Source organism: Mastigocladopsis repens PCC 10914 (genome assembly GCF_000315565.1).
GTDB lineage: Bacteria > Cyanobacteriota > Cyanobacteriia > Cyanobacteriales > Nostocaceae > Mastigocladopsis > Mastigocladopsis repens.
Genome location: NZ_JH992901.1, coordinates 129,821 through 154,085, shown reverse-complemented (window position 1 = coordinate 154,085; position 24,265 = coordinate 129,821). Strand labels below are relative to the sequence as shown.

The following is a 24,265-nucleotide window of genomic DNA, read 5'->3' as shown; positions in this document are numbered from 1 at the left end:
TCCTAAGAGCAGATGCATTCAACCACTGAAGAATTTGATGCTGCTGTGGAGCAGTTGTCCTAATGTGACGTTGTCAGGTAGCAGAAAAATGCGGGCGATGATTGCTGACAACACCGCCAAAAATACTAGCACAATCAACAACGGTGTCATGAAATCACGATCAGTTACTAGCCGGGGTAAGGGTGCATCTGAAATTGAGTCATTCTTATCACCATTTAGCTCCACCTCTTTTATCAAGAGGACAAATCCGCCAATTTGAATGATGTCACCCGCCTTAAGATTATTACCTCTAACTCTCTTTCAACAAACCGTCCGCAACTACGGTTTGTTAGGAGAGGATAAAGCCTGAAACCCTTGTTTAATAGGTATTTCTAATCTTGCCATTCCGAAGGTGACAAAATAGGGCTAAGAAACAAAGAACCAAGCAAGATGCATAGTAACAAGTTAAGGTGAGGAGCAAGTTGTCGCGAATGCCCAAAGACCCAAAGGCGCTAGGAAGAACTTTGCATTCTTGTGTTGTGTAGTGAAAGTGCTTAACAGTTTTCTATCATAGATACAGAAACCCCTGCGGTTTTAACTTGAGAGGCTCCCATAACACCGACACCCGTAAAACTCATCTTTCAGGATTACCTGAGTTACGATGACGGGACTAAAAACTGCTATGAACCGGTACCTGGGAGACTGGTTTTAAGGAGAATACTCATGAATAAGCTTTTTTCAATAGACACGCTGTCTTCATATAATTGCGAAAAGGTCTTCAAGCTTTTGATAGTTGGCGTGACAGTATTGGGAGTCAGTTTTTTAATGCCTCAAGGGGCAGAGGCACAAAGTAGTTCCACTTCCAGTCCGAGTGGGGGCAACATTCTCAATTATCCTTCTGGGACGCGCATCTATCCGAATGGTGTTATTGACCCACCCAGGAGGAGAGCGATTTATCCAGCCACGACAGTCAAGAATGGCGACGGTTCTACCACTTACTATTACCGGAATGGGACACGCATGACTACTGATAGCAATACAGTCAGTCCTGGTGGAACTTTTCTCAAATCAGGAAGCCCGAATGGAGGGTTGAGACCTACACCGGGAAGATCGAATAGAGGGGTGAATAATAATCGATAGCTGCCTCAGCAAGGGTTTAGGCAGTTGTGACAGCCATTTGCAATGCTACGCCGCTCATTAGCTGCTATCAATCGCCTTGATATTTTACAAGCTGTGTTTGGGCAAATTATCATCCCCAAGTGCAACCCCTACCAACTCAATGCCATGATTGATAATGCCCAATATTGGGTCAGTACCAGCCTCTATAAAAAAGTATTGCAACAAGCAGGAGAATTATCACAGTAGCAATGAAGAAATTCAAAGGGGCAACAAATGGCATTAGCTGGCTTAAGAATTATCTTGGTAGAACCAGCAGGTCCAATGAACGTGGGGTCAATAGCACGGGTGATGAAAAATTTTGGTCTACAGCAACTGGTGTTAGTCAATCCCCAATGCAACCCACTTTCAACGGAAGCACTTCAGATGGCAGTTCATGCCAAGAATATTTTAGAATCAGCGGTAATAGCAGGGACATTACCAGAAGCGTTGCAAGGATGTACGCGGGCGATCGCCACTACGGCTCGTGTTCGTAACTGGGATTCCCCCCTAGAAAACCCCCGCACAGCACTACCCTGGTTACTGGAGGAACCAGAACAACCCGCAGCGCTCATTTTTGGTAGGGAAGACCGGGGACTGAGTAATGAAGAATTAAATTATGCTCAGCGGTTTATTCGCATTCCTACAGGTCCGAGCTATCCATCGCTGAATCTAGCGACTGCTGTGGGAATTTGCTGCTATGAACTGTCACAAAGTGATGCGGACAAAGAAGACGCAAAGGAGGAAAATGACCCCACGTTATCTGAGAATGAGTCTGCACCTTTGGATCTCTTGGAAGAATATTACCAGCAGTTAGAATCGCTACTGCTCAAGCTAGGATATCTGTATCCGCATACGGCAGCCAGCCGTATGGAAAAATTCCGGCAACTGTATAATCGTGCTCAGTTACAAACTAAGGAAGTTGCTATGTTGCGAGGTATTTTACGGCAGGTAGAATGGGCACTTGAGAACCGGAACAATTGTGAAGACTTTTAACTCGTTGCTTACCATGTATCCAGTCACCCTCCCAAAGCCTTTAATTATGGCTTAAACTAAACACAAAAATGTTATTGGTAAGCAGAAATTGATTTCAGTAACAAGGTGCTTTAAAAGTAACTTTGAATTGTAGTTAGGGAGTTAGCGCGAAAAAAAATAATTCAATCTCTATAAAGGCTTGAGAAAAAACGACTTCTGCCCTTAAGGTAAAACCTTTATAAATATGTCGGATAATATACACTTTTTATCACCTTTTATGCAACCGAAAACCGTTATAAAAACTGTTTCGCGGCGTCAAAGCGCCAACCGCCAACTGGTTAAGCGCAAAGTCCAAAAGCCAAAACAAAATCAAGTCGAAGCCACAAAACACCAGCAACGACCCTCCCACAGACAAACAACGCCTACACGTCTAAAATCCATTCCCCCCCTCAACCCTGCAACTGCACTCACAAAGCGACCCGGGGTAGTAGCCCCAGCAGCCAAACAAATTGCTACTACCAAAGGAAAGATTCCTCCATACAACCCAAACACAGTACAGGTACAGGTAAAGAATGTGCGGGTGCGGAAGCAGCCTTTGCGTAGAAAAACTGCTCCATCCCGAAAAACACGGTTAAAGCCCATGGCAAGAACATTTTTGTACGCCCTGCGGTTGTTAATTGTGGGAGTTGGTATCGGTGCAATCGTAGGCACGGTGTTATCAGTGTTTGATCCAGCTACTCGTATCGCCACAACAGAGGGAACATCACCCGAGACTATCGGACAAACACAGCCACAACCTACCCAAAATCCCTCAGCAGGTGCTTCCGGCTTATTCTTAACTCAGGAATTGGCTTCTTTAAAAACTGCTGTGCAAAATTTGGCAGCAGGAACCCCCAATCTCACACCAGGAGTTTTCTTAGTAGATTTGGACAATGGCAGTTATGTAGATGTGAATGGTTCCTCAAGTTTTTCTTCTGCTAGCACGATTAAGATTCCGATTCTTGTTGCCCTTTTTCAAGATGTAGATGCTGGCAAAATTCGCCTAGATGAAACTCTCACCATGCAGAAGGAAATGGTTGTAGGCGGTTCTGGGGATATGCAGTACAAATCCGCAGGAACCCAGTTCACAGTGATGGAAGTGGCAACTAAGATGATGACAATCAGCGACAACACGGCAGCAAATATGCTGATTGGCCGCTTAGGTGGAATTGAGGTGCTGAATCAGCGGTTCCGCAGTTGGGGTTTGACAACCACAGCAATTCGCAATCCACTTCCCGATTTGCAAGGGACAAACACCACCAGTCCTAAGGAGTTAGGGAATTTGATGGCGATGCTGAGTAAGGGCAATTTGGTGAGTGTGTCATCACGCGATCGCATATTGGATATTATGCGCCGCACTGTGAGAAATCATCTCTTGCCAACTGGTTTAGGACAAGGCGCGACCATTGCCCATAAAACGGGCGATATTGGCACAACGCTAGCAGATGCGGGTTTGGTTGAGATGTCCACTGGCAAACGTTACATAATTGCTGTTATGGTACAGCGTCCTAATAACGACGCCAGCGCCGAAAAACTCATTGGCTCAATTTCTCGTGCTGCTTACCAACAGTTTAACCAAACTGCTCCCGTACCTAGCACGACAGGAAGCACAATGCCCACAACTGGTTATCAGTCCCCAGTGATGAGTCCACCTCTACCCAACAACATACCCAACGGTATGGGAAGCACAATGCCCACAACTGTTTATCCGTCCCCAGCCATCAATCTGCCTCTACCCAACGGCATGGGAAGCACTGTACCCACCAATACTTATCAGTCTCCCGTTCAGTCTCCCGTGATGAATCCACAGTATTATTATCCTTACCAACGATAAATTTTTCTGTTTCATGGCATCTACTACACCTTCAATCCAATTTTTTGCTGGCATTTTTGAAGAACTCAGCAATGTCAGTTTGCGACGCACCCCTAGTTCTGCGACGCGCATTGTTTTAATGACATTCAATCAATTGAAAGCGTTGGAAAAATTTAACAGCTTCACCAAACAATCTTTGAATTCCATGCTTTTGACTGACGAAGAAGGTGAAATCAGCGTCACTCCTTCTTCCACACAATTCATTTTCGGGGGTGCAGAAGGCGATGAATTACAGCGTGTAGAGTGTAAATTTGAAATTGAGCGAGATGACCATTGGGAACGATTTATGCGGTTCATGAATCGTTATGCTGAAGCTAATGGTATGGCATATAGGGAATCTTGAGATTGACTTGTCGTAAGCACTTAAGCGCTGAGGCAGATATTCAAACTGGTTCCCAATAAATTACTGCCTTACGTGGTGGAGTTTGAAATTCAAGACTGACAGCTTCTCCAACTCCATGAGCGTGTTCTTGAGAGACAGCGATCGCTAGTATGTCTTAGCAATGAATTCGACAAAAAATTTGATGCGTACCTTAAAGATATTCACTTCCGATACTCCATAAACACGACAGGAACCTTGATCAATCTCTTTCCTAATTGAGACAATCCAAACTTGCGTTTGAGAGATGGTGGTAAGTTACCAAAGGTAATTGGTACAAAGCCAAAGCGACTATAAAACTGCGCCAATCTCTGACCGAGACACTCTAAATACAGTGGTTGAGTCGCTTGGTTAATCAAATGCTGTGTCAAAGCAGTTCCCAAACCGCGACCTCTCCAAGCTGATGAAACAACCAAACTACCAAGTTCTTGTGCGCCAGAAAAGTTGCGTAACTGTCCGCAAGCGACTAATTGACTATCGCATTCTATGACCCAGAATTGCTGCCATTTGATTTGGGTAGGGTCTAGTTTTGCTCCTAGCACCAACAACCGAATCGACCAGATATCCTCAGATGTTGCACTGCGAAAGTTACACCCACTTAGCAAGGACAAATCGCGCTGATTCATAGTTTTTCTTCATTTTAAACTCTCACTCTTAATTTTCTTCTAAAAACTAAAGTCTTTGGGTAATTATATTGACCTATATTTAGTCAGAAAAGGTTTGGAATTCATAGGTACTTGTTCAATCTTTGCGTAAATCCTCAAATAACTGTTGGTAATTAAAATAGACACTCATCAGAAAGAAAACTTCCAGCAACTTCAACAAAATTGGGCGTTGCTGAATCAAGATATGAATTTACAATTTACGGGTCTGTAGAGACGTAGCATTGCTACGTCTCTACAAGGATTTCGTCTCAAACTACAATGTATACATAATTCATGAAATAATTCACCAACGCCCAAAATTGAACTAAACAAAGCGAGAGTCAATTATTAGCCGTACAAAACAATCACACGAGCCTTAACACTATGTTATGTTCAGCTATATACCCTCAGTACATTCTACTGTTAAAGCAGGTTAAAAACAGAATTATCAAATACTTTTCATCGGGCGATGTTACACCGCACCGTTGTTTATTTGGAACAGATTTAAGATATGGGACAGACTATTACTCAAGTAGACGCTTTTACCAACAAACCTTTCACAGGGAATCCTGCTGCTGTCTGCGTTTTGCCTGCTCCACAGTCCGAAGACTGGATGCAGAAAGTGGCGCAAGAGATGAATTTATCTGAGACTGCGTTTCTAGTCAGGCAGGAAAATGGTTTTCATCTGCGTTGGTTCACGCCGACAACAGAAGTACCGCTGTGTGGTCATGCAACCTTGGCAAGTGCCCATGTTCTTTGGTCGGAGGGGCATTTGTTACCAGATGAAGTTGCTCGTTTCCACACCAAAAGCGGATTGCTAATTGCCAAGAAGCAGGGAAATTGGATTGAACTCGATTTTCCTGTGAATCATTCAGAACACACAACTGCTCCTCCAGAATTAGGTGAAGCTTTGGGTGTTCCAATGAAAACGGTGATGAAAAATTCTCTGGGTTATCTTGTAGAGGTGGAGTCTGAAGATTTAGTACGGCAAATGCAGCCGAATTTCCAGCTCATGAAAGCGTTACCCCTTGGCAAAGTCATTGTCACTAGCTCAACACACAAAGATTCAGAATACGATTTTGTCTCTCGCTTTTTTGCACCAGGAGTTGGAATTAATGAAGACCCTGTAACTGGGGCAGCTCATTGTTGCCTTGCTCCCTTCTGGCGCAAGCGTCTAGAACAGGATGAATTGTTGGCATATCAGGTGTCTAGTCGGGGTGGTGTGTTGAAGATTTGCTATGACGGGGGTTCTCGTGTCTATCTGGCTGGACAAGCAGTCACCTTTCTACGTGGAGAATTAATTTAAAGTTAAGTGCCCTCCCCTTGTCAACCCACCTCTTCACTCTCCTAGAACCCCACCTATGGCACAATAAAAACGGTAATAAGAAAAATATAGATAAGGTAATTTAGTGAGTCCAACTGCTCAGGCTACCGCTGCTGCGCGTCGCGTGGTATTTCCATTTACAGCAATTGTGGGTCAGGAGGAAATGAAACTGGCTCTGCTGTTAAACGTGATTGACCCGAAAATTGGCGGTGTGATGATTATGGGCGATCGCGGTACTGGCAAATCCACAACTATCCGGGCGCTGGCTGATTTGCTACCAGAAATCCCTGTTGTTGCCAATGACGCCTTCAACAGCGACCCCGCTGACCCCGACTTGATGAGCGATGAAGTCCGCCAACAGCTAGAGCAAGGGGTGGAAATTCCCGTCGTTCAGAAAAAAGTCCAAATGGTAGACTTGCCGCTGGGAGCGACAGAAGACCGGGTTTGCGGCACCATTGATATCGAAAAAGCTTTATCTGAAGGTGTCAAAGCCTTTGAACCGGGACTGCTAGCAAAAGCCAACCGGGGTATCCTTTATGTGGATGAAGTTAATTTGCTTGATGACCACTTAGTGGACGTGCTACTCGACTCCGCCGCAAGTGGTTGGAACACAGTAGAACGGGAAGGTATTTCTATCCGTCATCCAGCGCGTTTCGTTCTTGTGGGTTCTGGAAACCCAGAAGAAGGTGAACTACGCCCCCAACTGTTAGATAGATTTGGAATGCACGCGGAAATCCATACAGTTAAGGAACCAGGTTTGCGCGTGCAAATTGTTGAGCAACGGGGGGAATTCGACCAAAATCCTCCAAGATTTTTGGAAAAGTACAAACAAGAGCAGGAAGAACTGCAGCAGAACATCGTTAACGCCCAAAAGCTATTACCATCTGTGACAATTGATTACGACTTGCGGGTAAAAATTTCTGAAGTCTGTTCAGAACTTGATGTGGATGGCTTGCGCGGAGACATTGTGAGTAACCGCGCCGCCAAAGCCTTAGCTGCATTTGAAGGACGTACCGAAGTGACAGTTGATGATATCCGCCGTGTGATGACTCTATGTCTGCGTCACAGACTGCGGAAAGACCCCTTAGAGTCAATTGATTCTGGATATAAGGTAGAAAAAGTTTTTAGCCGCGTCTTTGGCGTAGAACTACCAGAAGAAACGACCCAAAAAAATGGTACGGGACAAAAGTTAGGAGTTAAAAGTTAAGAATGAAGAATGAAGAGAGAAGAATGAAAAGAAAAGAAATTGTTTTATCTTTTATCTTCTTTCTTCTTCATGACTCAGCACTCAGCACTTAATTATGAGATTTTGGCACTTTTGGTTCAATACCTTTGTTTTATCCAGCCAATACAACCCGCCTCGGTTTGTAGAGATGCTGATGGTACTGCTAGCAATTGCAATGCTGATTGTTTGGAATTTTACGCTAGAGATAGCCTATATGATACTTGGCTGGAGCTTTGTGGTTGGGGCATCTATTTCTATCTTGGTACGAGAAGCTATTGCTCCCTCACCTGATATACGAGTTAACCAATTAGCAGCGTTGTTCTTTCTTAGCATCAGTCTCTATGGTTTTGTCTATATATTCCAAACTCTCTGAAATAAGTTCTTTGTTAGTTGTTAATAGGTAGTTGTTGGTTGTTACTGGTCAAAAAGTACTACTAACCACTAATTACTAATAACTTAGAAGAAATTTTATTTAGATATATATATTTTTTTGATTTATGAAACTTCTCCGTGAATGGCGCAGAATTTTATTGGCTGCTAGGACACGGGTAATCACTTCGTATGTTGTTCTAGTACTATTCTCCACAGTGGTATCGCTTTTAGCAATCCGTCAGATCCTGATTACCCATTTAGAAGAGAACATTGAGAATGCTCTGGTTCAGGAGGTGGAGGAGTTCCGTCGCTTGATGAAAGGACGCAGGCTAAAGACAGGTCAACCTTTTGGGGAGAATGTTGCTCTTATATTCGATGTCTTTCTAGCACGGAACGTTCCCAATGACGATGAGTTTCTGATCACAATATTAGACGGCAAAGTCTACAAGTTCAGCCATACAGCGATTCCAGCCTCTCTGCATCCTACTAACTCAGAACTCATAAAGGTCTGGGCTAAACTCACTCAGCCAAAACGGGGTGAGACAATCACCCCAGACGGTACTATTCTCTATTTGGCAGAACCAGTCAGGATCAGGGGAAAAACTCGCGGGGTCTTTGTAGTGGCACGCATCCCTGCTAGCGAGTATGGGGAGGTGAATTATGCTGTTGCTATTGTCGCAGTTGTCGAGGGGATTATGGCTATTATTGCCTTAAGCTCCTCAATTGCTTGGCTAGCATCAGGAAAGATCATAACCCGCCTGCGCTTACTTAGTGAAACAGCCCGATCAATTAGTCAGTCCGATCTGACGCAACGCATTCCGGTGCAAGGAAGCGACGAAATTACTGAACTGACAATCACCTTCAATGAAATGCTCGAACGGCTCCAGGCTGCCTTTTCCAGTCAACGAGATTTCATGAACGACGCAAGTCATGAACTGCGGACACCAATTGCCATTATCCGATGCTCTCTAGAACAACTCAGAACAGAGTTCCCAGAGCAACCTGAAATGCTAGCATTAGTATTTGACGAGTTGGAGCGCATGAGTCGCTTGGTAGATGAACTCCTAGTGCTGGCTAAAGCGGAACACCCCAATTTTTTAAACTTAGAAATTGTAGAAATCAGCTCGTTGACCGAGGAACTGTACGTTAAGGCAAGCACTTTAGCAGATAGGAACTGGTGCTTAGAAACTAAGGGTTCGGGTCGTATCATTGCTGACCGCCAACGTCTCACTCAAGCAGTGATGAACCTTGTGCAAAATGCAATCTACCATACAACAGAGTGCAATCAGATCACCTTGGGATCTATCTTAATTCATGACCAGTTCCGTTTATGGGTGCGCGACACAGGAGAAGGCATTGCTCCTGCTCAACAGCAGAAAATATTTCAACGTTTTGTCCGAGGTGACACTCATCGTCGTTCGGACGGAGCTGGTTTAGGATTGGCGATTGTTAAAGCGATCGCCGAAGCTCACGGTGGTTGGGTGGAACTCATTAGCCAACCAGGTAATGAGTCTACTTTCACTATTGTTATACCAGTTTAAATCTGACTAAAGTTGTATTGCATTTATGCACAAAATTCTCATCGCAGAAGATGAAACTCCTATTGCTGCTTTTCTGGAAAAAAGTCTGCGAGCGAATGGCTTCATGACTGCAGTAGCAAAGGACGGTGATCACGCTATTCATATGGCTTGCAGCCACAATTTTGATCTATTAATTCTTGACCTTGGTCTTCCTGGTAAAGATGGCACAACTGTTATGGAACAGTTGCGAGGTCAGGGCGAACGGCTGCCCATTATTATTCTTACAGCTCGGGACGATGTGTTTGACAAAGTTGCTGCACTCGATGGCGGAGCCGACGACTACATGACAAAACCGTTTCGTATTGAAGAACTACTTGCGCGGGTGCGTCTGCGGTTGCGCCATCGCCAAGTTGATCAACCTGGACGCAAGCAAGAAGTAGTCCGAAAAGTCGGTGACTTCGTCCTTGACTTACCCAAGCGTCAAGTCAAAGTTGGCGATCGCACAGTCCAATTATCAAACCGCGAGTTTATCCTCTTAGACACCTTTGTGCAATATGCAGGTCAAGTCTTAAGTCGGGAGGAACTTCTCAATTACGTCTGGGGTTACGATTATGACCGCTGCTTTAATGTTGTGGATGTCTATGTGGGATACCTGCGGAAGAAGCTGGGTAATGACCTGATCGAGACTGTCAGAGGCATGGGCTATCAACTGCGAATCTAAGAAAGTTCTTATAAACTTCTTATAATTCTCTCATGATCCAATACATAAATACCAAGTAAAGTTTGATTTCAGTAGTTTTAATTTTTAATTTGTAATGAATAGATGATCAAGGCAAACATTAGTTTAATTTTGGAGCTAAATTTTTTCTTTTATTTTATTTAAATCAAAAAAATCATTAAATTATAAATTCTTGAATAAAGTTTTTGTAAAAGTCAAAAAAATCTGGATGCCATTCTGTATGTATCTACGTCTAAAGGATCATATCTTCAGTCTTTCTGTAGATTTTTGAATAAAGAATTTTTTTTTGCATCTCTCATTAGATTGAAAACAGAAATAAATAAGAAGAAGATTCTGTTATGAAATTAAAAGTTCAAGGAGTTATTAAACACATTTTAATCTGACAAAGTTTATACAAATAAATTAAATTTAGGGTTGATTTGGAATAAGTAATAAAGTAGGATTAAACACATAGGGTGTAAATACCAGAAAAACTCAAGTGATAGTAATACTAAGATATTTACTTAAGTCACGCAGGTTTTTGCCGATAAGGCTTGTAGAGACAAATACATAGATTTGTTGCTCAATTAAGATAAGCTTTTTCCTACCTAAAAACTCAAAAGATCAGGATATTTGGAAAGGAAATTTTTATGAGGTAACACCTCTAACAAGTATTCAATCTCAATATTTAATTGAGCATCAGACAAAATGTTTAGCTACTAGCAATTCTGTTGCTTAGTTTTTCATATGTTTGAAGTTATCACAAAAATATATTGACAACGGTGAATACTATAAACTGCGCGATCGCTATCACCTCGTACTCCAAAGCCAGTCAGGTAGTTGGATGAAATGTGGCAACAAGGAAACCCTGATGCATGAAGGCGAACTTTGGTGGTTTGACAATAAACAGCCCCATGAAGCTTTCAATCCTTCAGAGGAATGGCGTACTCACATAATCTTTGATGTTCTACCGCCAGGTTGAACTTATCAACGTAAATTTATCAACAAACACTCCTAAGGTACGTATCATGAATAACTTTTATTTAGATTTAGAACCCGCACGTCTTAAGCAAGCAAAGGCAGCTTACACAACTCGTCACGTCGATTTTGATGCGCTCACTCAACTTCTGACCGGAGATTTGACACCCAAATGTGGTGACTTAGTACTAGCACGAGTCGAAGAAATCGGTCAGCACAAGCAGATTGAACTATCCAGCGGGCGCAAAGCTAGCTTGTTTCCTGGTGATGAGATCGTCGTTTGCTATGGCAATCGCTACGCTCCTGACCAGTTTGAAGCTGAGGTTCCCTTAGATTTATCGCCATGTAATCTCGTTGCCGCTGGTGGATTGGCGGCTATAGTTTTATCTCAGCACATCAAAGTAAACCCTGCCACTACCATCACTCCCATCGGTTTACTCGCTGATAGCAACGGACAGCGAGTCAACCTCGCTAATTGGGCTTTAAAGCCTACTACTTACATTGGGCAACGACCTTTCACTGTAGCTGTGCTTGGCACATCGATGAACTCCGGTAAAACAACAACGGCTGCTAACTTAATTAAGGGTTTGGTACTTTCCGGATTGAAAGTGGGAGCCGCCAAGATTACAGGAACTGGTGCAGGTAACGATATCTGGCTAATGCGCGATGCTGGAGCTAGCCTGGTTCTTGATTTCACTTATGTCGGTTTTCCCTCGACTTATCGAGCAACACCTCAAGAAGTTGAAACAATTCTGGATACTCTCACCAGTCACCTAGCTGGGGAGGGGGTTGACGTGATTGTTTTAGAGATTGCCGATGGCTTGTACCAATATGAAACATCAAAGCTCATCTCTTCGGTCGCCTTCCGCAACACTGTTGATGGTGTCCTATTTGCGACAAATAGTGCCTTGGGAGCCACTGCTGGTGTGGAATTGCTCCAACTGTATCAGCTTCCCGTGCTAGCGATTAGTGGTACGGTGACAACATCTCCCCTCGCAGCTCGTGAAACCGCGATCGCCACAGGTTTACCTGTTCTCGACCTAGAGATGCTGCGTACACAAGCAGCTGCCCTGACATCGCGTTTGCTCCAGCCCCAGATCGCGCTATCGGTATGAGGAAAATTCCGCGTGCAGTCAGTGGTCGCCGCATCTGGCTTCTAGTTCGTTTGGTGATCAATGGTTTTGCTCAGGCTGCCGCCACTGTAGCAAAAGCCGTGCTGGTGGAAAAAGCCTTTGATCGGTTGATCACAAAGGCTAATCCGGCTTTCTATACACTGATATGGCAGATTGGTTTGGGTTTGGTAGCGGCAGCAGTTGCGATCGCGCTTTTGCGGACAGCGGAACGAGCTGACGCTGAGATCATTGGTCAAAACTACGCCTACGAAGTGCGTATGACCTTATACAATCGACTGGCAACTCTTGCTCCTCGCGCTTTGCAAAGTCGTAGTCAGGGCGGAGTCATGTTGCGCTTTGTCGGTGACTTGACAGCCCTGCGGCAATGGGTAAGCTTGGGTTTAGCTCGTCTGGTTGTAGCCACTTCCACTATATTAGCAGCCTTGCTCGCCCTCTCTTTTGCTAGCTGGGCTTTAGCTTTGACGGTCGCCATCATTATGATTATTGGTGGCTTAATTACCTTCAAGCTGGGTCAGCGAATGCAAAAGGCAGCACGAGAAGCCCGTCGTTGCCTCAGTCGCCTAGCGGGAAATATTAATGAAAAGGTGGCTTCTATCGCTGTCGTACAAGTCTTTGGGCAGTCTGGGCGCGAGAAAAAGCGTATCGCCCGTCAGAGCCGTGAGCTTGAGGCGGCAATGGTAGACAAGGCGATGATAGCTGGTCAACTGCTAGGAGTTACAGAAGCAACCGCTATCTTAGCTTCGGGCGTTGCTCTGCTAGTGGGAGCTTTTGAGGTGGCGGCAGGTGAAGCCACTCCAGGGGCAGTCGTGGCGGCAATGTCGATTGTAGGATTCTTGGTTCCTTCACTGCGGGATTTAGGTAGAGTACAAGAATACTGGCACAACTCGCGGGTATCGCTACGAAAGATTGCACAATTTCTGGATACTCCTTCTTTGGTCACTGAGATACCTGATGCGCCTGATTTGAAGTTGGGATCAGGATGTCTGGAATTTGATTGTGTCAGCGTAGCGGGGGCTTTGCATGAGGTGAGTGCGATCGCCGAAGCGGGTCAAGTGGTTGCTTTAGTTGGTCCCAATGGTGCTGGTAAGTCAACCCTGCTTTCTGTTGCAGCTCGCCTGATTGATCCCCAACAGGGTACAATCCGCTTGGATGGACAAGACCTAGCAACTCATAATCTAGCTTCCATCCGCCGAGCGATCGGCATGGCTGGACCTGATTTACCCCTACTACGGGGAACTGTTGCTAAAAATCTCCGGTATCGTTATCCGGATGCTCCAAAAGAGGAAATTACCAGAGTTTGGGAACTGTGTGGCATTGAGCAAGTGCTAGCAGAACTACCAGAAGGCGAAAAAACGCGCATTTCTGAAGGTGGAGTAGGTTTATCGGCTGGACAACGTCAACGCATTGCCCTAGCACGAGCCATTCTAGGCAATCCACCCCTGCTGCTACTTGATGAAGTGGATGCCAATTTGGATGTCCAAGCAACTGCCGTTGTTGACCGGGTGTTAGCAGAGCATCAAGGCACAGTTATATTAATCACTCACCGTGTAGAACGTTTAGCTACAGTCGATGTAATCTGGTACTTAGAAGATGGTCGGCTGGTTGAGGCAGGGTCTCCCAAAAATTTATTAACTGGAGATGGAGCAACTGCTCGCTTTTTCCAGTCTAGAAAAGAGGGTGTATTTTCCCAACAACGCATTTATCAAGTCCTGTAGGAATACACGCTCCTATCTTTTTGAAAAAGAATGTCAAAGATTTTCTGCAAGGCTCTAGGGATTGCTTCAGCACTCCTTAGCGCCACTTTAGTATTAGCCAGTAGTACCCTTGCCTCTGAAGTACCCACAACTGAAAGCAATTCAGGCAATAGAGTTAAAGATGCACCACAACCTACTCCTGCTCTCAAACAAAATAACCAATACTCCCAACTAACCAACACAGTTCAGGTGACTTCTGTTTCCGAACTGTCGGATGTCAATCCTACCGATTGGGCATTCCAAGCCTTGCAGTCACTAGTAGAGCGCTATCATTGCATTGTTGGATATCCCGATGGTATCTATCAAGGAAATCGAACCCTCAGCCGCTATGAGTTTGCGGTAGGTGTAGAAGCTTGCTTAAACCAGGTCAACAAGCTGATTGCCGAGGGAACTGCTGAGGTGGTGAAGAAAGGGGACTTGGTTGTTTTGCAACGGTTGCAGTCGGAGTTTGCACCAGAACTGTCAACTCTAGGACAACACCTAGACAATTTAGAAGCACGTACATCTCAGTTGACAGCGCAACAGTTTTCAACCACTACTAAGTTTAGAGGAGAAGCTATCTTTGCCCTAATTGGAGCCAGTGGACAAAAGGCAAACGACAATGACTCAGTGGACGACAACATTGTTTTCGGTAGCCGCCTACGTTTAGCCTTTAATACCAGTTTCACAGGCAAAGACCGATTATTACTCCGTTTACAAGCGAGAAATATCCCTAGATTTGATGAGGATGTCACAGGTACTTCCATGACTCGCTTAGGGTTTGAGGGGAATAGTCGTAATCGACTGGAAATAGATACACTTCAATATCTCTTCCCCATTGGTAAGCGCGGAGTTGTATACATTAATGCACAAGCTTCTTCTGATGACTTTGCCGACACGGTAAATCCATTATTTGATAGTGGTGGTCGTGGTTCTATCTCTCGTTTTGGACGGCGCAACCCCATATATCGACAAATCGGTAGTACAGGAGTTGGCATCAATTATGAATTAAGTAAAGCTGTAACTTTGGGGTTAGGATATCTAGCTGACGATGCCAATGATCCTAGGTCTGGAATATTCAAAGGTCCTTATGGGGCGATCGCCCAGTTAATTATACAGCCAAACAAAGCTTTAGATTTAGGTCTAACCTATGTGCGCTCCTACAATACCCTTAATACAGGAACTGGGAGTGAGCTTGCTAATGATCCTTTTGATAGAGATGCTGATCATATAACTGCGAATTCCTTTGGAGTTGAAGGCACGTTCCAAGTTAGCCGCACCTTTATTTTGGGCGGTTGGGTTGGCTACACCAAAGCAAAAGCTGAAGATTTGCCCAATAAACCAGAAGCAGAAATATTTAACTATGCTATCACCTTAGCTTTTCGGGATCTTGGTGCCAAAGGAAACCTAGCTGGTATTGTTTTTGGTCAACCGCCGAAAGTTATTAGCAATGGTTTGGGGAAAAACTTTACTGATCCCGATATTTCTTTTCATCTGGAGATTTTTTATCGCTTCCAAGCCAACGACAAAATTTCTATCACACCAGGACTGTTAATCATTACTAATCCAGAACATAACGACAGCAACGACACGATTTATTTAGGAGTTGTCCGGACTACCTTTGCTTTCTGAGCAACCAACTTAAATTTATTACAAGTTAAGTATGTAAACTAATATTTAGTAATAAAAACTTTTTCACAAAATTGTCCAATTACTATGCATTACTAAAGAAATCGTTGCCATACTTATGGGGGACAAAACCATTTTTTTTAGCTAAGAATATTTTTCTTTAATAAGCGTGCTAGTTATGACAACCTTAAAATCCTGTGTTTCAGCTTGTCGCTACTGTCGGTATTACACCCCAGAGGGTCAGCGTGGTGGTATATGCCGACTGATGAGTGTATCAGTGAAATCTGGGTGGAAGGCTTGCTCTTTATCTGTCCCATCTTTTGTATCTGCTGGTGAAAATCTAGTTGGCGCTCATAGCTTTAGATAATAAAAATACTGAAAGTATTGTCCAAGAACTCTTGTCTGTTGAAGGGTTGCTTGTAATTCCTTGTTTTTTGTTATTATTGACAATAAGCCAGTTTTTGGGGTATAATTATAGATTGTGTGTCTCATTCCTGCTCGGATCAGGTAAAGACAATGCAAAAGCTGGAAAGCTTTCTTGTGAGCATAAAGTCCAGCTACCTGTACGGCAACCTCAAGGACAATCCTTATGACCTACGCAATTATTGAAACTGGTGGCAAACAATTACGAGTCGAACCAGGTCGCTTTTACGATATTGAACTACTTTCTGCTCAAGAGGACGAGAAAGTTACTATAGAAGCAGTCTTGTTGGTGCAGCATAACGGCGAAGTCACCATAGGACAGCCACTTGTGACAGGGGCGAAGGTAGAAGGAACGGTGATGCGGCATTTTAGAGGTCGCAAAGTCCTGGTTTATAAAATGAAACCGAAAAAGAAAACGCGTAAAAAGCGGGGTCATCGCCAGGAAATCACCAGATTATTGATTAACTCAATTAGTCTCAATGATTCAGTACTTGCCTCAGAAGAAACCGCAATCACTCTAACACCAGAAGCTGAAGTAAGTTCACAAGCAACTGCAACAACTGAAACTCAAGAAGCTGCTGCAACACCCGTTGGTGATAACCCACCTGCTGAAGAAACTGCTACTGAATAATAGATATAGAGATACAAGAGGAAATTATGGCTCATAAGAAAGGAACAGGTAGTACACGCAACGGTCGTGACTCTAACGCTCAACGACTAGGCGTCAAGCGCTACGGCGGTCAAGTTGTCTTGGCGGGAAATATCCTAGTGCGTCAGCGCGGCACTAAATTTCATCCTGGTAATAACGTTGGTATTGGCAGCGATGACACTCTGTTTGCCTTAATTGACGGCGTGGTTACGTTTGAACGCAAGGGCAAAACTCGCAAAAAAGTTAGCGTTTACCCAGTGGCTGCGGCAGCTGAAGTAGTCGCTAGTTAGTCAAAAGTCAGCCAGCGCGGTCTTGGGGGAAACCCCCATGAGCGACTGGTGAGTCCAGTCCTGTAGGCGGTGAGACCAGTACCGCAGTTTCTTACGGAGGAGATGCCCGAAGGGCGAACCCCGAAGGGGTCTAATGTCAAAAGTCCATAGTAACTATGGACTTTTGGCTTTAGATTAACTTATAGATAAGCGCACCTAAGGCTAATCCTGTCAAAGAGAATATAGACAAAAACCAAAAGATTTTCCCTGGACTAAAGCCAGATGTTTGAAAGTCTATCTTTGCTAATAGAGTTGCAGCAACAATTACCAACGTATCAACAAATATTCGGAACTTCGCTATCATCAAAAAGAACAACAAGGCTGCAAGAAGGGAAATACCAAAAGACCTGAGATTTGATTTAAATAAGCTCAAAGAATAGTCTGCAAGCTTTATAAAGGAAATCGTTAAGCCTCCCACCAGAACTAAGATAGCACTAACAACCAGTAGCCATATAAACCAATGGGTATGTGCTTTAGATATCACCCAGCCGACGGTCGTGTAAGTAAGCAGTAGTAATGCTAAGGAAATGAAGGGAAGTCTTGTCAAGATTAACATGGGTTGTTCCCAATATAAAGACAGGGTATCATTCCATAACTATCTAAAGCATAAACGTGCTGCTCTGTAGAGAAAGGATGAATTGCTTACCTACACTATAACCGATCACAAGAAAGCCAAATTTAGTTGATAGATGTTGGCTGGAATGGCTTAAAATGTAAGTCTATTATCATATTTTTTCTAGCTTAAATCAAGAGGCTGTTATGCTCTCCCAATGAAAGCAAAGCAAGTTTGCCAACAATCCCCGCACAATATTGTTAAATATTTTCTTAAATATTTGTAAACTGTTAGCAGCTAAGTAGCCGCGTGTCATGTCTTGTTAAGGAATTATTATGAGACAACTTGTTATCGCTGAGCGCGTATGCCTCACGAGTCATATCTTGGCAAAGGCTTTTGGACTGATAGGCATTCTATTGGTCATACCTAATGCCGCAATTATTTTGGACTTAGGAGGAGTTGGACAAACAGCCATGCAGTTGAGTTTGGCTGATGGCGGTGTGGTAGATATTATTTTGGGGACAATAGCTGTCTCCATTTATGCATACCGGGTATTGGGATGGCGCGCTTGGCTAGGGTTTATGCTGCCAGCTATGTCAATATCGGTGGGCAGTGAATTACTAGGAACTAGCACTGGGTTTCCCTTTGGAGACTACAGTTACTTAAGTGGCTTAGGATATAAAATTGCGGGGCTTGTACCATTTACAATTCCCTTATCCTGGTTTTATGTGGGCTTGTCTTCTTACCTGATTGCTCGTGCCGGTCTGGGTGTCGCTCAAAATCCCAGTTTAGCGCGCCACGTAGGTGCCATAGCCTTGGGCGCAATGCTGTTCACCTGCTGGGACTTTGCATTAGAACCAGCCATGAGTCAAACAACTCTCCCCTTTTGGTATTGGGAAAATCCAGGAGCGTTCTTTGGAACACCCTACCAAAACTATGCTGGTTGGTTTGGCACTAGCGCTCTATTCATGACAGTAGCAGCTTTGCTATGGAGAAACACGCCAATTAAATTGGAGCGATCGCAACTCTGGGTACCCTTAGTCGTTTATCTCAGCAATTTTTTCTTCGCTGCTGGACTCAGCTTAGCAGCTGGATTTGCTATCCCAGTTTCTCTGGGCTTTGTGATTGGTGTCGTTCCTGCTGTAGCACTTTGGTGGAGATCAAAAGCCCCATCTGCTCATGTTGCTGTTGCACCGACAACTACTGAAGTTTCTGTAGCGAGCGTCAAAGTTGCCGTTGAGTAGAGCTTTGATTCCCATCGCCTGGTATTTTGCTGTGCTAGACACATGGACGATAGCAAGTGCTATCTCACTCTTATTACTGCTTATCCAATTACCAGCAACAGCAATTCTGCTGTCGCGCCTCCTTACTGGACCTAGCCGCCATCCTCCCATTGCACCCAAAAATCCCACACCAGAATTTTTGGGTGCTGTCAGTGTTGTCATTCCCACCCTGAATGAGGCTCTTCGTATTAGTCCCCTGCTAGACGCCATAAGTCAGCAAAGCTACGAAGTCCGGGAAATTATCGTTGTAGATAGCAAGTCTGGTGATGGCACACCCGACTTGGTAAAAGCAGCACAGCAGAAAGACCCCCGCTTTCGCCTGATGACGGATGATCCCCTACCCACTGATTGGGTGGGGCGTCCTTGGGCGTTGCATTACGGCTTTTTGCAGACCTCAGAGGGGAGTGAGTGGTTTTTGGGTATGGATGCTGATACACAACCCTCACCTGGTTTAGTTGCTGGTTTGGTGAAGACAGCAGAAGCTTCTGGCTATGACTTGGTTTCCCTCTCACCCCAATTCATTCTCAAGTATCCAGGAGAGTGCTGGCTACAACCAGCATTGTTGATGACTCTGCTTTACCGATTTCACCCTGCTGGTGTCAACACGCAGGAGTCAGAACGGGTGATGGCAAATGGGCAATGCTTTTTGTGCCGTCGCTCTGTTCTGGCCGCTGTGGGTGGCTATACCAGTGCGAGTGGTTCTTTTTGTGATGATGTCACCTTAGCACGGAATATAGCCGCCTCTGGATTTAAGGTCGGCTTTTTAGATGGGGCAAAAGTGCTGAAGGTGCGGATGTATGAGGGAGCAATGGAAACTTGGGAACAATGGGGGCGCAGCCTTGACCTGAAAGACGCGTCCTCCCGCCCTCAACTTTGGGGGGATTTATGGCTACTTTCAGCAGTTCAAGGTCTACCCCTCATAGTCGTCCTCACCTACCTCTTCCTTTCTCCCCCTCCTCCACTCCTCTACTCCCCCACTCCCCCCCTCCTCCTATTAGCGCTGAATCTCTTTCTACTGGTGATTCGTTTTGCAATGCTTTTTGCGATCGCACCTTCCTATGACCGCACCCAAGCAAAGGGTGGCTGGTTGTTCTGGCTTTCGCCTTTAGCTGACCCAGTAGCGGTGCTGCGAATTTTCTTATCTGCATTCCGCACTCCAAGAGAGTGGCGGGGACGAAAATACTAGTGCAAGGAGTCAGAAGTCAGAAGTCAGGAGTCAGAAGAGAAAAATAGTTACACAATCAGGGTTTTTACTTGTTTCTAACTGTCTAGTTATTTCTGCGCCCGCTGCACTAGACTTCTTGCAAAAGTATGATTAATGGATATTTAGAACCACAGATGGACACTGATTAACACTAGTTATTTATCCGTGTGCATCAATGTTTATGTGTGGTTTCATTTTCACTGTTGTTAGTTTTTGCAAGAGGTGTACTGAAGATAGAAGAGAAAACAATTTTTTCATTTTTCACTCTTCATTTTCGACCCGGTCCCCTCGTTCCAGTTCCCAGAGAATTTGATTGCCTTCTCGTCGCACTCGTGATACAATCCAGTTCCGCCAGCGCCACTCGTCGCCACGACTCGTGACAGCGCTGGCGTGGACATCCATCAGGTCTGCCAGTTCGGAACTGGTAATGAGGTAGCCTTTTTCGGCAATTTCGTCAGCAATACGGAGGGTTTCAACTAAGTTTTGCAGTTGCGTGACCCTCGTCTCTCGAGGAACTTCCTCGCTTACAGAGCTAGCAGAGTGGGTTTGTGGTTCCATAGTGGTTATATCTGTTCCCAGAGTACTGATTTCCTGTTTCTTTGTGTTAATTATTGTAGAGTTTGTGGCAAAATCAGCTCCTGTTGATACATTGACCTCGCTTTTTTGCTCTATGATTTGGTGAAAATTAGAGAAGTCTTGTTGTTGCAGAGATAGGGTTTTGCCATTGGCGAAGGCGCGGGCGATCGCATCACAACGTTCGTTACCAACATTACCTGCATGACCCCGGACATGCTCCCATTTTACCCGTGGGCTATTGAGGTCGTCTAAGGTTTCCAACAGGTCTTGGTTAAGAACAGGGCTTCCATCTGCCTTTTTCCAACCTCGCTTTTTCCAACCTCTAACCCACTTGGTTACACAATTGATGAGGTATTCGCTGTCAGTGTAGAGGGGGATGGGTTCGGTTTGTCCTGAGTCTTTTAAAAATTCGAGGGCGGCGATCGCTGCTTGCATCTCCATCTTGTTATTAGTAGTTCGGGAGGATGCACCACCTATTTCGTGGATGGAACCATCACTGAAATAGACAACGACACCCCAACCACCAGGACCAGGATTGCCTGTGCAAGCACCATCGGTGTATATACTTTGGATTGTGAGAACTGAAGACATAGTGAGAATATAGAACCGCGTAGACGCGAAGGACGCAGAGTAAGAGAATGTTTTAGCGGCGAAAGATGCGTAGAACTATATAGGTTAGCGCGACAAAAATCAACCCTATTGCGTCAATGCCCTCAGGGCAAAGTGTAAGGGAATAAGGGTGTAAGGGTGTAGGGGTGTAGGGTGTAGGGGGAAACAGTTAACGTTAATTAATTTTTCTTCCCCCTTATACCCTTATACCTCTGCACCCCTACACCGTTAGTTTGGTCAAGGTGCTAGAGTGCCAAAATAAAGGCTTTGAGTTGGGAGGCTTCTACTGGTTGCATGATGGAATCCCTGTAATTGTAAAAGCTGCCCAGAAGTAAGGGTGATTATAGGGTTGTTTACTTGGTTCGGTTTTATTCTTAATAATGTTTAAATAGCGTGACAAAAAACGGTGAAGGATGCCTTCATCTTCGGGAAATTTAACAATTTCGGTTGCATACCATTCTGCAAGCTCCGCATTTGTGACATTTCGCAACCATTGGGTAGCCGCAGCCAAAGCTACCACCTCTGGTTTGTCTTGTCGAAGCAGTTCGTAAAATTTCATCATCACCAAAGCGCTAGCGGCTGATTCCACAGTCCACAGGGTACTGACAACATGAGCCACACCGCAACCCATAAAGCCACTGACAAGCCCCACATATTCTGTTGTGATGGTGTGATCACCCGTGAGAGCGGTTTCGCAAGCCGCAAGACTGACAAGTCGGTAGCTTGTCAAATCAAAATCGCGGATATCGGCAAGAGTTAGTTTTTCGTCACCCGCTAACGCCAAGTGGGATAAAGCAGGATTGTTGAAATTGTCTTCGCCATGCCCTGTAAAGTGAAAAATATCGTATTTTTTGGACAAAGCGGTTATAACTGCTTCTTTTGTGGCTTGTTCCGAGGGAAGACGATTTTTGTTGGGGAACATCCGGCAAATCGCCTCAGACTGAATTTGGGCAAATTCCAATGAGGGATAACCTTTGCTGTTGGGATGTTCGATAGTTAGTAAAGTGTACTGCTCATAGCCTGTCTTTTTAAGGGGGGTTGGGGAGAGCAAGCCAATTTGGGCGCTAGGTAGATAGCTGATGGTGAAGTCATTAGGAAACAGTGCATGGAGGGGGAAGCGGTGTAAGTCACGGTGAGGAATCAAAATGACGTTTTGGATTGACTCCCCTAACCCATCCCCCTGTAGAGAAGGGGAATTTAGCTCGCCCTGTCCTTGTAGAGAAATGTGCTGGGGGGTTAGGTTTAGGGCGTTAACAATAGCCGGGATATCAAGAATCTTAGCCAGCTTGCGAAGCAATTCGGGCAAATTGTCGCGCCATGTGTTTTCGTCTTCACGTTGCTTGTCTTTGCTCTTGCGATAATTCGCGTATTGTTTATTCCAATCTTTCACCCAGTCCTCAAACTTGTGCAAGCGTTCCACTGCTGCTGAGCTCTCCAACTCACCCTCCTCGAGAGGAGGAGATATAACGATAGGTGATAGGGCGTCAGGTTTGAGGATAAAGGTGTGTAGATCTGCTGGGCTGAGATGCCAGTAAACTATAGCGGTAGTGGAATTAAGCAGCTGTTTTATCTCCTCCCACTTGGGTGAGTCATCACCTCCAGCATCCATCAGCCAAGATAAGCAGGTCTTTTTCCCCTGTTCTGCCAGTTCCAGCGCAGCACTCCAGTTTCCTAACTGCACAGCTAAATCAACGCTGAACTGCTGAAAACCTGCAAACTTCAAACCTAACCGCTTTTTCTCACCAGGACTTTTACATTCATCCAGCAAGCGTCGCAACATATCTGTAGCACGTCTCTGGAGTTCTTGGGCTTTGGCAGTTTCCCCCAAATGTTGCCGAACGCCAATTAAGTCTTGCAAAACTTCCAGATGCAACTCAGGAAAATCAGTCTCTGTGAGAGTTTTCAGCGCCTTATTATAACTGCTAACAGATTGTCCTAAATAGAGGCGGCGAAGGGAATAATTGTCGCGCCATTGAGAATAGTGTGCATTACCTATCGCCCAATGCAACATTCCCCAGCCTTCTGGGTGAGTGTCTTGCTGGCAATATTTCAACCCTTCCTCATAGCTTGCCAATTTCCCCTCATAATCACGCTGATTAAGGGCAGGATTTTTTTTGGCGATAGCACTCATAAAAGCCAGGTGGGGATGATAATTCACTGAATTTCCTGCCGCAATACCCCGATTTAACCAAGCTTGATGGAAATCGGGTTTGAATTCAATTGCTCTGTCGAAGGATGCAATTGCTTCTTCAAATCGCCCTAACTTATCCAGCGCCATGCCCCGGTTGTGCCAAGCTTGATGGAAGTCAGGTTTGAATTCAATTGCTCTGTCGAAGGATGCAATTGTTTGTTCAAACTCCCCTGCCATGTATTGCTCAACACCTCGGTCAAACCAAGCTTCTGCATCTTCCTCCTCTCTTTCCTCTGCATCCTCCACGGCTATGTGGTTCGTTTCTCCTTCCCGTTTCAACAACCGCATCCCAATTTCATGTGCCACCTCCCCCACTTCCCCAATACCCACCTCACCCAGTTGCACCATGCGGGAAGCTAACTCTGTATTCTGGGCGCTTGATACTAGCAATGTCTCGCCAAAGCGGCGCAACCATTCCACCAAACCTACCTGAGTGATTTTATTTGCATCCAAGAAACCCCGCACCCGTCCCCGACTCCAGCCCTCATTCACACCAGCCAACAGTTTGAGGAACAACGCTTCATACTCCGCATCTGTCGGCTGTTTGAGTGGTTCTACCTTTGTGTGTCCCCCCGCTTGAGGAGATGGGTGCTTACTACCAAATAACCGCTGAAAAAACCGTTTGAGCCACCGCCAAAGTCGCCTGAGCATTTGCCGCAGATTTGTATTGCATTTATGCTGTATTGTAGCGATTTCTCTGAAAGCGCTGTGGTTTGAGTCACATTTATTTTAAAAAGTGCGCTCAAGAGTGGCTATTGTGTCATCAAGCTTT

24 protein-coding genes are annotated in these 24,265 nt (G+C 44.9%); 19 read left to right on the top strand and 5 right to left on the bottom strand.

Annotation, left to right across the window (positions count from 1 at the left end; translation table 11 throughout):
- Positions 1-18: 18 nt before the first annotated feature.
- Complete coding sequence (locus MAS10914_RS0102710; protein ID WP_156818080.1) at positions 19-225, bottom strand: hypothetical protein; 207 nt, start codon at positions 223-225, stop codon at positions 19-21.
- 477 nt (positions 226-702) lie between these two features.
- On the opposite strand from MAS10914_RS0102710, the gene MAS10914_RS0102705 reads away from it, so the two are divergent.
- The 5 genes from MAS10914_RS0102705 (at position 703) to psb28 (ending at position 4,364) form a co-directional block, all read left to right on the top strand.
- Positions 703-1,119 (top strand): hypothetical protein, encoded by a 417-nt coding sequence (locus MAS10914_RS0102705; RefSeq protein ID WP_017314362.1) that lies wholly within the window; start codon positions 703-705, stop codon positions 1,117-1,119.
- A 42-nt stretch (positions 1,120-1,161) separates the two neighbouring features.
- A complete protein-coding gene (locus tag MAS10914_RS0102700; RefSeq protein ID WP_017314361.1) occupies positions 1,162-1,344 on the top strand; it encodes a hypothetical protein in 183 nt (60 codons plus the stop codon).
- Positions 1,345-1,371: 27 nt separating this feature from the next.
- Positions 1,372-2,130: an RNA methyltransferase gene (locus tag MAS10914_RS0102695; RefSeq protein ID WP_017314360.1), complete on the top strand. Its 759-nt coding sequence runs from the start codon at positions 1,372-1,374 to the stop codon at positions 2,128-2,130.
- 256 nt (positions 2,131-2,386) lie between these two features.
- Positions 2,387-3,982, top strand: a complete 1,596-nt coding sequence (locus MAS10914_RS0102690) for a serine hydrolase (protein ID WP_026082292.1) — start codon at positions 2,387-2,389, stop codon at positions 3,980-3,982.
- 13 nt (positions 3,983-3,995) lie between these two features.
- Positions 3,996-4,364: a photosystem II reaction center protein Psb28 gene (psb28, locus tag MAS10914_RS0102685; RefSeq protein ID WP_017314358.1), complete on the top strand. Its 369-nt coding sequence runs from the start codon at positions 3,996-3,998 to the stop codon at positions 4,362-4,364.
- Between the two features lie 200 nt (positions 4,365-4,564).
- Here the strand turns inward: psb28 and MAS10914_RS0102680 are convergent, their stop codons facing one another.
- Positions 4,565-5,026 carry a GNAT family N-acetyltransferase gene (locus tag MAS10914_RS0102680; RefSeq protein WP_017314357.1) on the bottom strand — a complete coding sequence of 154 codons (462 nt, stop codon included), beginning with the start codon at positions 5,024-5,026 and terminating at the stop codon, positions 4,565-4,567.
- Between the two features lie 529 nt (positions 5,027-5,555).
- On the opposite strand from MAS10914_RS0102680, the gene MAS10914_RS0102675 reads away from it, so the two are divergent.
- The 12 genes from MAS10914_RS0102675 (at position 5,556) to rpmA (ending at position 17,038) form a co-directional block, all read left to right on the top strand.
- The gene (locus tag MAS10914_RS0102675) at positions 5,556-6,350 is read left to right on the top strand and encodes a PhzF family phenazine biosynthesis protein (RefSeq protein WP_017314356.1); all 795 of its coding nucleotides are present in this window, start codon (positions 5,556-5,558) and stop codon (positions 6,348-6,350) included.
- A gap of 103 nt (positions 6,351-6,453) precedes the next feature.
- Positions 6,454-7,575 (top strand): magnesium chelatase ATPase subunit I, encoded by a 1,122-nt coding sequence (gene bchI, locus MAS10914_RS0102670; RefSeq protein ID WP_017314355.1) that lies wholly within the window; start codon positions 6,454-6,456, stop codon positions 7,573-7,575.
- A gap of 94 nt (positions 7,576-7,669) precedes the next feature.
- A complete protein-coding gene (locus MAS10914_RS0102665; protein WP_017314354.1) occupies positions 7,670-7,966 on the top strand; it encodes a hypothetical protein in 297 nt (98 codons plus the stop codon).
- Between the two features lie 124 nt (positions 7,967-8,090).
- Positions 8,091-9,506 carry a sensor histidine kinase gene (locus MAS10914_RS0102660; protein ID WP_017314353.1) on the top strand — a complete coding sequence of 472 codons (1,416 nt, stop codon included), beginning with the start codon at positions 8,091-8,093 and terminating at the stop codon, positions 9,504-9,506.
- 25 nt (positions 9,507-9,531) lie between these two features.
- Positions 9,532-10,206: a response regulator transcription factor gene (locus MAS10914_RS0102655; RefSeq protein ID WP_017314352.1), complete on the top strand. Its 675-nt coding sequence runs from the start codon at positions 9,532-9,534 to the stop codon at positions 10,204-10,206.
- 748 nt (positions 10,207-10,954) lie between these two features.
- Complete coding sequence (locus MAS10914_RS0102650; RefSeq protein ID WP_017314351.1) at positions 10,955-11,185, top strand: aspartyl/asparaginyl beta-hydroxylase domain-containing protein; 231 nt, start codon at positions 10,955-10,957, stop codon at positions 11,183-11,185.
- Positions 11,186-11,231: 46 nt separating this feature from the next.
- On the top strand, positions 11,232-12,296 hold the full coding sequence (locus tag MAS10914_RS0102645; RefSeq protein ID WP_017314350.1) for a P-loop NTPase family protein: 1,065 nt from the start codon (positions 11,232-11,234) through the stop codon (positions 12,294-12,296).
- Positions 12,293-14,029, top strand: coding sequence for an ABC transporter ATP-binding protein (locus MAS10914_RS0102640; RefSeq protein WP_017314349.1), 1,737 nt, complete (start codon positions 12,293-12,295; stop codon positions 14,027-14,029). The genes MAS10914_RS0102645 and MAS10914_RS0102640 overlap by 4 nt, the downstream gene beginning before the upstream one ends.
- Before the next feature lie 30 nt (positions 14,030-14,059).
- The gene (locus MAS10914_RS0102635; RefSeq protein WP_017314348.1) at positions 14,060-15,679 is read left to right on the top strand and encodes an iron uptake porin; all 1,620 of its coding nucleotides are present in this window, start codon (positions 14,060-14,062) and stop codon (positions 15,677-15,679) included.
- Positions 15,680-15,854: 175 nt separating this feature from the next.
- A complete protein-coding gene (locus tag MAS10914_RS34850; RefSeq protein ID WP_198014954.1) occupies positions 15,855-16,043 on the top strand; it encodes a hypothetical protein in 189 nt (62 codons plus the stop codon).
- Positions 16,044-16,265: 222 nt separating this feature from the next.
- Complete coding sequence (gene rplU, locus MAS10914_RS29430) at positions 16,266-16,730, top strand: 50S ribosomal protein L21 (protein WP_017314346.1); 465 nt, start codon at positions 16,266-16,268, stop codon at positions 16,728-16,730.
- Positions 16,731-16,756: 26 nt separating this feature from the next.
- Positions 16,757-17,038 carry a 50S ribosomal protein L27 gene (rpmA, locus tag MAS10914_RS0102620; protein ID WP_017314345.1) on the top strand — a complete coding sequence of 94 codons (282 nt, stop codon included), beginning with the start codon at positions 16,757-16,759 and terminating at the stop codon, positions 17,036-17,038.
- Between the two features lie 169 nt (positions 17,039-17,207).
- On the opposite strand, the gene MAS10914_RS0102615 is transcribed toward rpmA, so the two are convergent.
- On the bottom strand, positions 17,208-17,633 hold the full coding sequence (locus MAS10914_RS0102615; protein ID WP_017314344.1) for a hypothetical protein: 426 nt from the start codon (positions 17,631-17,633) through the stop codon (positions 17,208-17,210).
- Between the two features lie 332 nt (positions 17,634-17,965).
- Here MAS10914_RS0102615 and cruF point away from each other — a divergent pair, with 332 nt between their 5' ends.
- Positions 17,966-18,874, top strand: a complete 909-nt coding sequence (gene cruF, locus MAS10914_RS0102610) for a gamma-carotene 1'-hydroxylase CruF (protein WP_017314343.1) — start codon at positions 17,966-17,968, stop codon at positions 18,872-18,874.
- A gap of 31 nt (positions 18,875-18,905) precedes the next feature.
- Positions 18,906-20,099, top strand: a complete 1,194-nt coding sequence (gene cruG, locus MAS10914_RS0102605) for a 2'-O-glycosyltransferase CruG (RefSeq protein WP_026082291.1) — start codon at positions 18,906-18,908, stop codon at positions 20,097-20,099.
- Between the two features lie 279 nt (positions 20,100-20,378).
- On the opposite strand, the gene rnhA is transcribed toward cruG, so the two are convergent.
- Both rnhA and MAS10914_RS0102595 read right to left on the bottom strand, forming a co-directional pair.
- Positions 20,379-21,284: a ribonuclease HI gene (gene rnhA / locus MAS10914_RS0102600; RefSeq protein WP_017314341.1), complete on the bottom strand. Its 906-nt coding sequence runs from the start codon at positions 21,282-21,284 to the stop codon at positions 20,379-20,381.
- A gap of 301 nt (positions 21,285-21,585) precedes the next feature.
- Positions 21,586-24,144 carry a CHAT domain-containing protein gene (locus MAS10914_RS0102595; protein ID WP_017314340.1) on the bottom strand — a complete coding sequence of 853 codons (2,559 nt, stop codon included), beginning with the start codon at positions 24,142-24,144 and terminating at the stop codon, positions 21,586-21,588.
- Positions 24,145-24,265: the final 121 nt, after the last annotated feature.